The sequence below is a fragment of the Leucothrix pacifica genome, from assembly GCF_003172875.1.
GTDB classification, from domain to species: domain Bacteria; phylum Pseudomonadota; class Gammaproteobacteria; order Thiotrichales; family Thiotrichaceae; genus Leucothrix; species Leucothrix pacifica.
In genome coordinates this window covers 1-14,579 of record NZ_QGKM01000114.1, presented here as the reverse complement: position 1 = coordinate 14,579, position 14,579 = coordinate 1, and the positions used below count along the sequence as shown (strand labels likewise).

The 14,579-nt window shown below is 46.3% G+C and carries 12 protein-coding genes; 6 read left to right on the top strand and 6 right to left on the bottom strand.

What is annotated here, in order from left to right:
- The 4 genes from DKW60_RS22675 to DKW60_RS22660 form a co-directional block, all read right to left on the bottom strand.
- Positions 1-491: ParA family protein (locus DKW60_RS22675; protein ID WP_146203558.1), on the bottom strand; the 491-nt coding region annotated here is incomplete at its 3' end.
- Between the two features lie 387 nt (positions 492-878).
- Positions 879-1,466, bottom strand: a complete 588-nt coding sequence (locus DKW60_RS22670) for a YdcF family protein (RefSeq protein ID WP_219988894.1) — start codon at positions 1,464-1,466, stop codon at positions 879-881.
- 65 nt (positions 1,467-1,531) lie between these two features.
- The gene (locus DKW60_RS22665; RefSeq protein WP_109839933.1) at positions 1,532-2,194 is read right to left on the bottom strand and encodes a YoaK family protein; all 663 of its coding nucleotides are present in this window, start codon (positions 2,192-2,194) and stop codon (positions 1,532-1,534) included.
- 3 nt (positions 2,195-2,197) lie between these two features.
- The gene (locus DKW60_RS22660) at positions 2,198-2,593 is read right to left on the bottom strand and encodes a CoA-binding protein (protein WP_109839935.1); all 396 of its coding nucleotides are present in this window, start codon (positions 2,591-2,593) and stop codon (positions 2,198-2,200) included.
- Positions 2,594-2,705: 112 nt separating this feature from the next.
- On the opposite strand from DKW60_RS22660, the gene DKW60_RS22655 reads away from it, so the two are divergent.
- The 6 genes from DKW60_RS22655 (at position 2,706) to DKW60_RS22630 (ending at position 8,761) form a co-directional block, all read left to right on the top strand.
- The gene (locus DKW60_RS22655; RefSeq protein WP_109839932.1) at positions 2,706-3,602 is read left to right on the top strand and encodes a DMT family transporter; all 897 of its coding nucleotides are present in this window, start codon (positions 2,706-2,708) and stop codon (positions 3,600-3,602) included.
- Positions 3,603-3,669: 67 nt separating this feature from the next.
- Positions 3,670-4,659 carry a glucokinase gene (gene glk / locus DKW60_RS22650; RefSeq protein WP_109839931.1) on the top strand — a complete coding sequence of 330 codons (990 nt, stop codon included), beginning with the start codon at positions 3,670-3,672 and terminating at the stop codon, positions 4,657-4,659.
- A gap of 83 nt (positions 4,660-4,742) precedes the next feature.
- Entirely contained in the window at positions 4,743-5,378 is a 636-nt protein-coding gene (locus tag DKW60_RS22645; RefSeq protein ID WP_109839930.1) for a paraquat-inducible protein A, read from the top strand.
- Positions 5,375-6,019: a paraquat-inducible protein A gene (locus DKW60_RS22640; protein WP_245929767.1), complete on the top strand. Its 645-nt coding sequence runs from the start codon at positions 5,375-5,377 to the stop codon at positions 6,017-6,019. Before DKW60_RS22645 ends, DKW60_RS22640 begins: the two co-directional genes overlap by 4 nt.
- Complete coding sequence (locus DKW60_RS22635; RefSeq protein WP_109839929.1) at positions 6,012-8,159, top strand: PqiB family protein; 2,148 nt, start codon at positions 6,012-6,014, stop codon at positions 8,157-8,159. Before DKW60_RS22640 ends, DKW60_RS22635 begins: the two co-directional genes overlap by 8 nt.
- Positions 8,160-8,161: 2 nt before the next feature.
- Positions 8,162-8,761, top strand: coding sequence for a PqiC family protein (locus tag DKW60_RS22630; protein ID WP_109839928.1), 600 nt, complete (start codon positions 8,162-8,164; stop codon positions 8,759-8,761).
- A gap of 150 nt (positions 8,762-8,911) precedes the next feature.
- On the opposite strand, the gene DKW60_RS22625 is transcribed toward DKW60_RS22630, so the two are convergent.
- Both DKW60_RS22625 and DKW60_RS22620 read right to left on the bottom strand, forming a co-directional pair.
- Positions 8,912-13,915, bottom strand: a complete 5,004-nt coding sequence (locus tag DKW60_RS22625; protein ID WP_109839927.1) for a DUF11 domain-containing protein — start codon at positions 13,913-13,915, stop codon at positions 8,912-8,914.
- Positions 13,916-13,972: 57 nt separating this feature from the next.
- A partial coding sequence (locus DKW60_RS22620; RefSeq protein ID WP_219988893.1) for a hypothetical protein occupies positions 13,973-14,579 on the bottom strand: 607 nt, incomplete at its 5' end.

Sequence of the window (14,579 nt, the reverse complement as noted above, 5' to 3'; positions counted from 1 at the left end):
CTACTTTCAATCATAACTCGAAGAGCGCTCGTCATCCATACCGATGGTGTTGGAGGAGTATCGATCACAACGTAATCATACTGATTTTGCACTTTCTGAAGATAACTTTTTAGTCTATTTTCTCTCCCCTCCCCAGGTGCCATTTCAAGCCTATACAACTCTAAACTACCAGGTAGTAAGTCGAAACTCCCTGTAGTTACAACTTCAATATCTTCTAGTGCCTTAGGCTTTGCAAATCTTGCTGAATCAACTGTACTACCTGTTGCTCTGCCATTTCGATCAAAGACATTTATGATTGTATCCCCGGAAGACTTCAAGTGATCAACATACTGCCTCGGATCCATCAAACATTGAGTTGCATTAAACTGAGGATCCACATCTATCAACAAAACTTTAGCATCATGCCGCTTAGCTAGACAATCAGCAAAATTTACCGCCAAAGTGGTTTTAGCAACGCCGCCCTTCATATTAATTAAGCTTACAACTATCAAAGCAATTCCTTTTGTTATCAATCGAACTGTTTATCTTCACTTATTGTTCAATTATCAAGAACCTTAAAGAACTTATGATGCTAGCTCAATGATTATATTCTTCAATAATCAACCAAATAATCACTATTAAATGAGTAAATATAAACATAATTTAAACAAAAATCAATGACCGAAAAATTACTACCCAAGCAGGAAATAAAATATCAACCAATCTACCTCCAAAACTATTGCCATTTTTACCAATTTCTAAAGTGTTGATTTCTTCGTGGAACAATAGAGCTAAACCTCTCTATCCTAACGCTAGGATAGAACCTTATTCGACCATAAACATGGTCTTATCAGAGCTCTTTAGCGGTCAACTATTACCTGACACCTTATTGCCTTTCGTCATTTATTGATAACTAAATAATGATTGTAAAAATACATCTCACGCACCAAGAACTCCAACTTTGGCTTCAATGACCGATATCGCGATGTGGGCGTTGGTGAGCTTACCGCTTGAATCCCTACATCATTCGCCATCATTAATGCGCGTTTCAAGTGCAGTGGATCGCTCACTATGATTGCTGATTTTAGACCGGACTCATCCATCAGCACTTTCGCATTTATGAGATTTTGGCGGGTGGTCCGTGACGCTGACTCAATAAGAATAGCCTCTTCAGGAACACCTCGACTCATTGCATATATAGCCCCTACCTCTCCCTCGGAGTGCGAATCACCCTCGCCTCGACCACCAGTGAAAATAATTTTGGGCGCGAAGCCTTGTTGGTAAAGAGTCACCCCATGCTTTATCCGCTCCTCAAAGACCGGTGACGGCTTATCTCCATACACTGCGGCACCTAAGACAATAATACTGTCAGATGGTGTAGCATGATCTTCATTAGCGAAGCTCCAGATTCTTATACCGATGATGACTATCCAAGCCACAGCAACCATGAATGTCCACATGAGAAGCTTTGAGATTAGAGTCCTCATGTCGTTTCGTTACTTCCTCGGAATATTTTCATCACACCTCCTCTTGCCGACTTGTCCCTGGTGATTTAAGGACCTGGATTTATCAAGACAACGCGATAATAGATGGCTAGCAGCCAGCAGACGCCTGTCGGAAACAGCAGCGCATTAAACCGGAATTGCTCAAACAGCACCGCACCTATGGTACCGCCCAAAATGAATCCACTGATAATCAATACAAATAAAACCGCTTTCCGCTTATCAAATGGCTCGCCCCTGAGCACCGACCCTAGCATGATGCCAAGATCCGTAAATATGCCTGTCAGGTGCGTGGTACGAACGATGGCTCCGCTATAAGTCGTGGCCAATGCATTCTGCAAACCACAGGCGGCAGATGCAGCGAAGTGGCCATAAAAGGAGCCTTTTGATAAGAAGAATATCGCGATCAGGATTAAAAAGGACTCAACGAATAAGGCGGTGTCATAGTGGCGTCCCAGCTTTAAAGATGTACCACGAAGCAAAAAACCGGCAATAAAAGCACCGGCTAAAAATGACAACAAGACGCCCAACAAATGAAAGTTCGTGGCCACTGAATAATTGAGTAGCCCCGCTCCGGCAAGCGTAGCGGTTCCGGAAACATGGGACACGGACTGATGATCAAACCCTAACAAACCAATGACATTGATACATCCGGCAGTTAGCGCCAATATAAACGCACCATACTCAATCCATTTAGGCAGCCTTGCGGTCAAGCTTTAGTCCCGGTATTCAATCTTTGGACAGCGATCCATCACCACTTTTAGTCCGGCCGCTTCAGCCAATGCTGCCGCTTCTTCATTAATAACCCCAAGCTGCATCCACAATACTTTCGCTCCTATTTTGATGGCTGACTCAGCCAATGGAAGGATATCCTCAGAACGTCGGAAGCAATCCACCATATCGACGGCCACGGGAATATCTTCCAGCGAGGCGTAGCAGGTTTGTCCCAGCACTTCGTCATATTTAGGGTTAACAGGAATAACAGTGTAGCCCTTTTCCAGCAAAAACTTGGCGACCTGATGACTGGCACGATGCGTTTTATGAGAAATACCCACCAGTGCGATAGTTTTTGTTTCTTTTAAAATTTGCTGAATTACTGCATCTTCGTTCATTGCCGTCACCTGTTTTGTGGGATATGAGTGAAGCATAAAGCACTCATGACTGGCGACAAACCGCTTTTTAGCTTCTACACTACGATCCTAATCATTTCAGGGTCATCTCACGATGCTTCAATTATCACAGCAAGGAAAGGCCTATGCCTTTGGTTTAGCAGCGGTGTTGTGTTGGTCGACAGTCGCGACGGCATTTAAGCTCAGCCTGCAATACCTGACAACTGCCCAGCTTTTGCTGTACGCCAGCCTTAGCTCATGGCTGTTTCTGGCCACGATTTTACTGGTGAAAGGACGCTTAAAGAGCGTGTTCTCCGTGCCTCTGCAGCAGTATAAATATGCGTTGTTCTTTGGAGCGATTAATCCCCTCATTTACTACCTAATCTTGTTTCAGGCCTACAAGTTGCTCCCCGCTCAGGAAGCGCAGATCTTGAATTACAGCTGGGCACTCACGCTGACCTTATTGGCGATTCCGATACTCGGCCATAAGCTAAAACTACAGGAAGCCATCGCCGCACTGGTTTGTTACAGCGGAGTGTTGGTCATTGCAACCCGTGGCGATGTATTGGGGCTTGAGTTTTCTAATATTGCCGGCGTCGCATGGGCGCTGCTGAGCACCATACTGTGGGCGCTGTACTGGCTTTTGAATACGCGCCAAAAAGGTGATCCGCTCAATATCTTGTTCCTGAATTTTAGCTGTGCCCTGCCAATGATAATTATCTATTGTGCGGTGACAGGTGAGTTGGTTGCGGTACCTTGGCAAGGCATTGCCGGTGCCGTGTATGTGGGCGTGTTTGAAATGGGGCTGAGTTTTATTTTTTGGTTAACTGCCATGCGCCTGACCAATAGCACAGCGAGTATTGCTAACCTGATTTTCATCTCGCCCATCTTGTCTTTGGTCATCATTAGCGTCTTGCTAGAGGAGCCAATCCTGAAATCGACCGTTATAGGACTAGTTTTGATTCTAGGCGGCTTACTAATTCAAAAAATAAAAGGTAAATCTGAGGTATGATAAGCGGTAGTTTGCCAGTTACTCATGTGGCATTTCGTCTGTGTAACATTTAATCAAGGTTTAAGGTATGCATAACAATACTGCAATCGTCGCTGATCTCGGTGGCACTAATATCCGTCTGGCAATTTCAAACGGTATTGGTGCGCAAGCAGAACACATACACACCCTTTCTGTCGGTGACTACAGCGGCTTGATTGAGTGTATCGAACACTATCTGACACTCGTACCAGACGCAGGTGCGACTAAATTGTCTATTGCTGCAGCCACGCCCATCACGGGTGATCAGGTGATGCTGACCAATCGTGACTGGGGGTTTAGCATTAGTGGGGTCTGCAAGCATTTCAAATTTGAGCAAGTGAAAGTTGTGAATGACTTCACAGGATTGGCGCTGTCGTTACCATTGTTAACCTCAAATGATCTCAAGCAATTGGGTGGTGGCGACGCTAATCCGGAAGGCGCAATTGCCTTATTGGGTGCGGGAACGGGGCTGGGAGTGTCTGGTTTGATCAAGTCAGCGGCCGGTTACTATCCGCTTCAGGGCGAAGGTGGGCATGTGACCGTCGGCGCAACCAACGAACGTGAGCTGGCCATCTTTAATGAATTTAATAAGCGCTATGGTCACATGTCAGCGGAGCGTTTGCTCTCTGGCACCGGCATCGGCGAAGTCTATGAAATTCTCTGTTTGTTGGATGGCGTAGAGGATCTCAATCTGAGACCCGCACAGATCAGCAAACATGCCATCGACAAAACAAATCCGCAGTGTGAGGAGTTGATGACGCTATTCTGTCGCTGGTTTGGCATTGTTGCCGGAAATCTGGCGATTTCTCTGGGTAGTACGGGAGGTGTGTATATCGGTGGCGGTATTGTGCCAAAACTGGGTGACTACTTTGTGAACTCGAACTTCCGTGATGCATTTAATCACAAGGGACGTTTTACGGAGTATTTAAGCGCGATTCCGGTGTATGTTATTCACGCGCCACAACCTGCCCTGTTGGGTGCGAGTAATGCCTTGGACCCTCGATTTAGCAACTTGGGAATTTCATATACACAATCCTAAGGCGCCGTTTACCTAACAGACCTGTTATCACCTGAGTGGTGTGCTAGACTCCGTCAGAAAACAGACATTTAGAATAACAAATCATGACGCGAGAATTATCAGGGGCTCTGGATTATCGCACAGCAAGAGCATGTCATGAGTGCGACTTGCTGCAACAGATTCCTGACTTAAAAAATGGAGAAATCGCCCGCTGCCAACGCTGTGGGGCGCTGCTTAAGCGTGTCCATAAAAACTCGCTGGATCGCAGCCTTGCCTTTGCCATTACGGGATTGATCTTATTTTTAGTCGCTAACTTATTCCCATTGATTTCATTGAAAGCATTAGGTATTGCGCAACATGGCAATCTAATCTCGGCTACGATCGCTTTGTTTGATGCGGACATGCCTTTTCTTGGCATGTTGATGCTGTTTACCACCATCTTATTTCCATTGTTTAGCTTGCTGGGAACCATCTATGTATTGCTGAACATCCGCATGGGTAGGCTGACACCCGCCATCGCTCCCCTATTCCGGTTTTTACGCAGCACCGATGCGTGGGGGATGCTGGAGATATTCTTACTCGCACTCATTGTGGCCGCCGTTAAACTAGTGGATCTCACTGAGGTGATTACCGGTATTTCTCTGTACGCGTTTATTTTGCTTATCATTACGCTGGCAACACTCAGCTTAACGTTAAATCCGGATGACGTGTGGGATCATCTGAGGAAGCCGAAATCATGATGACCGCTCGTGAGGCGGGCCTGATCTCCTGCCACTTCTGCCACAACCTGAATCGCTTGCCCAGCGGACAATTACCGAGCGAGCAAGACAAAGCGGAGTTGACCTGTTATGTCTGTGGTTCGGTGATTCACTCACGTATTCCACAAAGTCTCAGCAAGACCTGGGCGCTGGTGATTGCAGCGATGATTCTATACATTCCCGCTAATGTACTGCCTATTATGACGGTCGTGATGTGGGGGGATGGGCGTCCTGACAACATTATGTCTGGTGTTATGAGCCTGCTGCATGCGGATATGTGGCCGCTGGCGCTAATCGTATTTCTGGCGAGTATTGTGATTCCTATTGCCAAGCTACTGACCTTGCTTGGCCTGCTGATTAGTGTTCACTTTCGCTCCACTTGGCGACCTCGTGAACGCACCCAGCTTTATCGAGCGACTGAATTTATTGGACGCTGGTCGATGATTGATATTTTTGTTATTGGCATTTTGGTTGCCTTGGTGCAGTTCGGAAATGCGGCCACTGTTACACCCGGCATGGGTGCTTTATCGTTTGCGGCAGTGGTTATTCTGACCATGATAGCGGCACACACATTTGACCCGCGCCTGATTTGGGACGCTATTGAGGAGTCCCCGAATGTCTGATCGTTTGATCCCTGAAGCCGAAATCACACCGAAATCGCGATTTCCGCTGATCTGGTTTATCCCGCTAATTGCAGCCATTATTGGTGGCTGGTTAGCCTATAAGTATTACTCCGAACGTGGCACGTTTGTGGTTATAAACTTCGAGCAAGCCTCAGGCATTGAAGCACGTAAAACACCAGTCAAATACAAAGATGTCGAAGTTGGCATGGTGCGAAAAGTCGGGCTCTCACCTGACTTAAAAACAGTTCGGGTGACGGTTGAAATTTACAATGATATGGAGCAAAACTTAGGACCTGACACGCAGTTTTGGATTGTCAGTCCTCGGGTCACGCTGCGGGGCGTCAGCGGCCTTCAGACACTGTTATCGGGTGTCAATATAGCCATGGAACCCGGAGAAGCTGGCGCCAGTAAAACAGAATATGCCGGCTTATCCCAACCACCTACAATCAGCATTCAAAGTGATGGGCAATCGCTGGTGTTGAGCACCGAAAAGCTCGGCTCATTAGACATCGGTTCGCCTGTCTATTTTCGCCAACTCGAAGTGGGTCAGGTCACCGGTTATCGCTTAAACCCTGACAGCCAGAAAGTGGACGTGGATATCTTTATTTATGCCCCATACCACAAAAAAATCAGAACCAATACACGCTTCTGGAACGCTAGTGGTTTCGAACTGGATTTATCGACGCAAGGTGTCAGTGCGCGTATCGAGTCCCTGACATCCCTGTTAATTGGTGGTATATCCTTTGAGACTAATGAGGATGAGGTGGGATACCCACTCACCGGCAAGTCAGCCTTCAAGCTTTATGATAACCAGAAGCAAGCCCGCGAAGATACGTCGGGTGAAAACAAGCTCAACTACGTTCTCTATTTCAACGATACTTTGCACGGCTTGTATGAGGGTGCTGCGGTCAAATATTTAGGTGTTAAGCTAGGTCAGGTGGAAAAAATCCTACTGAGCAATGACCCACTAACATCCAGTATCCGTACCAAAGTGCATATTGCGCTGCATGTCGATAAATTATCTGATGATAGTAATCGTATGAATGCAGAAAAATTCTTGCAGTCACTGGTCGAGCAAGGTCTACGCGCGCAATTACGCTCTGACAGTCTGATCACTGGCGCTCAGTTTATTGGCCTAACGGTAGTGCCACAGAACGCCGACAACGCGCAAACGTTGGCCAAGCTTAATGATGATTACGACAGCATTTTCCCGAGTATCAAGGCACAAGGCTCAATTTTGTCGTTTGACCCCAGCGGTGTCACATCAGAGCTAAATGCTGCGCTGCGTAGTGCCAATCAGTTACTTGCTTCTAACGATGTCAAAAAGACACTGAAATATTTAGCCTCTACCAGTCGAAGTATTGACACCATTACCCGTGAGCTTGCAGAACAAGGAATCTCTGGAGAAGTAACGCAACTGTTAGCCGAAGCCAGCAAAACAGCTGCGAGTCTGCAGTTAGCTTTGGGCGATGCACGCACGGTGATGGGGACTGTTAATGGCGCAACACAAACACTACAAAAGAATGCCAGTAAAGCACTGATAGATGCACGTGTGATGATGCAGAGTGCCGGAAAAGCAGCAACCGCGATCAGCGGGACAGCGGGCACCTTGCAGCGAGATGTAAGCACTGCCCTTATCGATGTGAGAAAACTCAGTCAACAGCTCACCAAGTCGACCGGTGTTTTGGAAAAAGATGTGAGCCGGGCAATTATTGATGCTCGCGTCATGCTACAAAGTACTGGCAAAGCTGCTACCTCAGTCAGTGGCACTGCAGGCAGACTTCAGCAAGACATCAGTACGGCACTGATTGATGTTCGAAAGCTAAGTCAGCAACTCAACAAATCTACCGGCGTGCTAGAAAAAGACATCAGCAAGGCCATTATTGATGCACGCGTGATGATGCAAAATGTTGGCAAGTCTATTGTCACGCTGCAAAAAGACACTTCAGTAACCTTGGGTGGCATCAATAAAGCAACCAATACGGTAGAACGAAGCGTCAATGCAACGCTCAGCGAAGACTCCGCCTTACAGTATCGTTTTCAGCAGTTGATCAACGATTTGAGTGAGGCAGCCAATTCGTTTACTGTATTAGCTGATACCCTGCAACGTAAACCCAACTCACTGATTCTAGGTAAATAATCATGATCGCTCGTTTTAGTTTGATATTGCTGTCAGCCTCGGTACTTAGCGCCTGTAGCATGTTGGGTGGTAATGGAGAAGGTGGTTTGGGAAGCACACGATTCTATTCCTTAACCCCGCTGGCCCTGTCTGATACCACTCAGACTAAAGCCAGCAATCCTCAGTTGCGAATTGGTGTGGGGCCGATTGGCTTGTCACGCTTATTGCGCCGCCCTCAAATCATTACCCGTAAGTCTGCCACTGAAGTGGCTATGGCGGAGAAACATCAGTGGGGCGGGATACTCAAGGAGGACCTCAGTCGTACTCTGACGGATAACTTTTCAGGCATTTTAGGTACTGAAAATATTGAAGAATACCCTTGGAAATTAAGCTTTAAACCTACCTACCACGTTCGTATCGACATTGATCAGTTGGATGGTAAGTTAGGTGAGTCTGTAACCTTGAAAGCGCGCTGGCGACTAATGAAAGGTCGCGAAGAAATTAATGTTGAGAATAGTACAATCACGACTAAAGTCACTGGGCCGGATTACAATGCTTATGTCGCCGCTCAGAGTGAAGCCCTGAGACAGTTGACTGTATTGATTGCTAAGCAAATGCGTTAGGTCGTCACATTGTTTGCTGATTCCGGACATCTGTTAACCTGCAGGGCTATCGGTTTCTGGTTAAGTAACGCCCTAATTAGCTGAACCGTCAGAGCCACATTCGCTGAAGCCAGATCAAAACCTGGCTTCAGTCATGTTAGTGAATTCCTATTACTTTGCTGACGCCTCGCGCGACTTTTTATTAAGCTTCTTCAGTAACGACTGATCCAATAAGTAATTCAGACTAATATATGGCCCTTGGCGCGTATAATGGGTACTTGAGAAATCATCATCGTCAAAGCCTTCAAAGTTATAACCTAACTCGATGCGGGTGTTTTCTGCAGGCGTAAAGCCAAGTGAAAGACCGGCATAACTACTGCTAGTACCACTATCATGCTGTCTTAGCATTCCAGCCTGAACACCTGCATCCCAACTTTCATTGATGTCATAGCGAACAGCAGCCTGTAAAGTATCCGTAATACCCCAATCGGAGTTATCTGTCTGACTTTGAGTGAACTTAATGCCATAGTGCAAACTTAATTCGACGCCATCATTCAGATAGCGATTGTAATGGAGATTATTAATCAGCTTACGCGTACGCTCCACATCACCAGCAATCACTGATTTATCATCAATGTAGTCCAACTGGTTTAACAAGGTGTACTCCGAGTCTTTAGAGCGCAGTGCAAAACTAAAACCAAACTTCGCTTTACGCTCACTATCACCATTGTCCTGCTGGTTATCGACAATTCTTAATTGCTTCGATACCGCGTAATGGTCACCTTCTCTGCGAACAGCCTTATACTGCAGCGAGGTACGTTTGGCGGTCTCACTGTCACGGAATTCCAGGCGTCCGGCTGCACTCCACTTCTCACTATTCCAACCAGTACCCACCGAAATGGCGTAGTAGTCATCAGAACTTGCCAGTGAGTCATCAATCAACGAGTAGTACTGCAGATCAATCGTCTCAGCTTTGTCAAAGCTCAGATCAAAATGAAGCTTGTCGTTTACCTTCCAATGCTGACTAAGTCCCAGCAGGAAGTAATCCTTAGTCTGAGTAATGTCACCCTCATCGGATTCACGTACCAAATCAGTGTGTAGGTTTCCGCCTTCCCAGACCGACGTTTTCAAACCAATACGAGTATCACTCCCCTTGTCTGACTCAGAACGGGTGAATTCTTGCTCAGCAAAGGCCGTGACTTTCTCGTTGATCTTATAATCAACACCTAACCTCAGGCGGTCAGGACTCAAGCCTGACTCAAGCTCACTTAAGTTTTTTTCAAGCGAAGCAGCCAGGGCCAGACGACCATCATCCAGGACTTTTCCGGCACCAAGCTTTAACGCTTGAGTATCATTGCTGACATCATCAATCGTTTCATCAGTATGAACAAGGCCAACGCTAAACTTATTGTTATTAGCACTTTTTTGCCACTCCGCTGAAGCACGCACTCGTGAGTCATTGGTGTCTAAATTCAACAGACGGCTGGCATCCAGCAGCAGAGTTTCATCATCACTAAGCTTGTAGTTGGTGCTCACGCCGACCTTTCGCTCACCCTCAGACACACCAGACTGCTGTCCTAAACCAAAACCTTCTTCTTGCTGATTAGCATAGACGCGACCCTGTAATTTATCTTTTCTGAACTCTGCTTCAGCAAGCCAGGCATTGGCGTTCACATCAGTCTTCGAATGAGCGACTTCCGCCTTTAGCTTAATTGCATCGTTTACTTTATAGGCAGCATCGACAGCAATCAGTTGCTCATCCGCACTCTCACGGAGATAACTCACACCAACTTTGGTACGCTCGTCATCCGTTTTATAACCGACACGTCCACCTGCGATGTATTCTTTTTCACCTTTATCGTCTTCTGACTCATACTCAACCACGATGTAAATCGGATTAAACTCGTCATCAGTACCTGATATCGGGAACTTGAAGAATAGGCTGCCGTTCTCATAATCGATATCGTAATCAACATAGCGACTGACCGAACGACTATCTAAAATCACTTCAGGATGATCACGATCGCGCGTCTCAATAGTAATCGTTTCACTATTATTGATTATTTCACGAGTCAGGTTATAGAGTCCGGAGGTTCCATCACCGCGAATATCATCACGCTGATATTGATTACTGGTTTCACTGACAAAGGCAGAGTACTGGTAGTTCTTACCCTCGTAAGAAGATTTCAGACCATGTAGCGTTCGCTGATAACGTCCAAGCTGCGTTGTATCTAAATCGGTATGGTAGTCACCAAATAATGCATAAAACTGATCTTTCTCCAGCTTTACATAAAGCTTGCTGCTACTTGGCGCTTCGTATTGCTGTGTTTGCTCATCACCATATAAGGTGTACCAGGCATCAGGATCTATAGTGCCATTTAACTGCTCACCAACTTCGGTTTTTTGTTTATCGCTGTCATAAGCCAGAGTCAGCAAGTATTTACCTTGAATCCGGCCCTTAGCAAAGAAGCTAATACGCCCTTCCTGATAACGACCCTCCTCAGTACCAAGATCACTCAGGGTTTGCAGGTTTCCGGAGAGAGTATTGTAACCAACAGTTCCTTTGGCATACCCCACCATAATCCAGTCACGCAAAGCTGGTTGTAACCAAGCGCGAACCGTACCGGTTTCACCATCACTTAACTGTACATTTATAATGACCATGCCTGATTTTGAGGTTGGTTCAAGACGAATACGCACCAGACCATCATCACTGACAGTATATTCATACTTCCCATTATTTGATTTATTGAGTTCGACACGCTCATTCTGATTAACCGTCTCAACCACTTTCCAGTGATCATGCTCAAGGCTGTATAAACCATGAGTACGCGGACGAGGTGTATACCCTTCTCTATCTTCCAAGCGAATAGCAATGACAGGTTGGTTACGACCATCAGCCAATAAAACCGACTCCGCTTCTACCAGGCTCGCTGTTACGCTTTCCTCGGTAAAGTGTATATGACGCTCAATACGCTTTATCTCTCTGCCTGACTTATCACTCAGGATTGCGGTGAGTGTATTGTTCTTGGCCTTTATATCGACACCAGTCCAACGCTTAATACCAACCGTTTTTTCTTTATTGGTATTCGAACCTTCCAAGTTTATCGCACTGATTTCCTCACCATTTAATAAAACCTTCAAGCGATTCTTAGGAGGATACTGAACGGCTACTTTGATAGTAGAAATCGAAGGGACATGGCCTTCTGGTGGCCATAAGAACTCAAACCCGGGATCTGCATTTGCAGCAAACTTCGCTTTAAACTGTTGAAGAGGATGCGCAGGAAGCTTCTTCACCTTCTTTCGAATCAACCTACTGGTTCCTGCTGACATGCCAGCATTCTTATCTAAATCGACATGGAAGTCGGCGCGCCAGATATTACCTTTGTGCAGTTGCAGCATACGGGCATATCGCTTGCCAGTATGTTGTGCCATCTGTTTACAAGGAGAGGCAATCACGCCATTCGGCAGAGATTCCTCGTCCAGTTGAACCACATAGGTGCCTGCATCAAGACCTTCCATATGCCAACGACCTTTATCATCGGTAAGCACAGTGCGACCATTATTCAGATACAATCTGGCGTTTTTTACAGGGTACTGCTGAGCGGTATCATCGCATTTACCACTAAACACACGCCCCACTAAAATATTCTTTTGATGCATCAATTCATCACGTATCTCAACACTGGCGTATGCAATGTTCGAGTTGGCATCATCACTAAACCCTTGAACGCTATTCACCGCTTCATCTGTTGGGCTGCCCGCGCCCACGCGAACCCGGTAGGTCAGAGTGTCCTCTGCATCTGGTAATAAGCTACCCACCGCTATGTTAAGTGTTCGTCCATCGACGGTAATATTTTTTGTGGGAACAACGCCACCTGTCGAGAACGTTGCAGAGCCCTCAATATAGCGAAAACCCGGTGGCAAGGTATCGCGTAAATAGACATTATTTAATTCATACAGTGGATCATTATTTTTTACAGTGACGGTATACTCAACCTCATCACCAATTGACACCACGTCAAGATTCGCTTTTTTACCGACACTGAAGCGCCCGTCAAACGGATCTAATGGAATATTCAGTAACACAGCACCAAGTTCCTGGTTGATGCGGAACACTTCACCACGTGAACCAGTAGCAACCTGCCCGGCTACTTCGCCCAGCTGAGAGATTTGCGCCTGACTTTGCTGAGATGGGAATCGGTAGCCTACCGGAGGCGTGACAGTAAAAAAGTAATCACCGGCAAAGACACGTGGATAACGAAATTCTCCACTGCCCATTTCAACACTTCTGGCTGACTGGGATAACGATACCGGTGAACCTGAAATGACCGTACTTGGCCAACTGCCGTCCTCACCGGTGTAAACACGCGCACCTTCACCACTGCTACTACTAATCAAAGTAATCACAGCGCCATTAATAGGCTCACCTGTTGTACTGTCGAATACAAAATTACTCGGCTCTACGATTCCAAGTGTTGCAACGGTATCTGATTCATCTTCTACATCGGTGTACACCGCACCAATACGGCTGAGTGTTTCAACGCTCAGCAATCCATCATAAGGCGTGACTGACTCACTACTCACCATGGGTACAACGCCGATAAAGACGCCGCTACCCGGCTCACTCTCTGTGAGTAACAGAGTCTCTGTATCACCGGTATTATTGATCTCCAGGTCAATCGTAATTGTTTCCTGTACACCGGAGTCCAGATTCTGATCAAAATCCTCCACACGAATAATCAGGGGCTCACCCGCACTGAAACTAAAGGTTTCAATCATTGAAGTAGGCCCTTGTACAGCACTCTCAACTGGGTTCCAGTTCGCGCCAGTAGAATTACCCAGACTGAATTCGGTAGCAGGGACTGAAGCCGGACTGCCACCTTCAAAGACAGAATAAAATGCAATTTTCGCTGGTGTCCGTTTGCTGGTCACCAGTGACACACTATCTTCTGTGTTAATCGATGCCCCACTACCTACGGTGTAAGAAACCTTAACTGTGTTAGTCAATGTTGTTTCAGGCTCGGTTGCTGCAAATGCAGCAGAACCTGTGATTTCAGCAAGTGCCAAAATCAACAGCAAGGGAAGCCAATGACTTGCCAACGTAATTACACGATGACAAGACAGAGAACAAAGACCACCCAGCGCTGCTCTAATTTTTTTTATTAAGCGCATGGTATTTTACCCGTAGTGTGGGTTTATTTAGATTTTAGTAACGGTTGTAACTAGCTATTACAGAATTTCAACCTGGAACGTTACAACAACCTCACTCGGTGTTGCTACTGAGCCTGCTGGAACCGTAATACCTGTCGCTGTAACCGTATTAGGAGTCGTGGTGTCATAATCCTCTGCAGTACCAGCAGCATTTACAATCGATCCCGCAACAAACTTAACTTCGCCATTAGTCACAGCTGTTAATTCATCGGCAATCGTCACGCCACTCGCCGGGCTATCTGACGTATTAGCAATCGTAATCGTGTATTCAACAATCGCACCAGGAATACGCTTTGGCTGTGTTGTGCCATTGAAAGGGTCTTCAATCACCTTAGAGCTCTTAACAACCGTCAACATCGGCGCTTCAATTTCATATGTCTGCGTAGCTGAGTGCATTGCGTTACGATCTGCTCCGTCACTAGCGGCACCTGTACCATCAGCCAATACAACATCAACCTCGTCTTCACGATCAGCAATTGTACTTTCCTTCATGATTGCGCCAGTACTATCAACCGCAGTCGCTAAAACATCAATAATTGACTCATGGCCGTCATCCACATCCGGGCGGTTTGGCATTGAGCAAGTTACTTCAATAGTTGCTGTTTGAGCTATGGTCAAGAGTAGT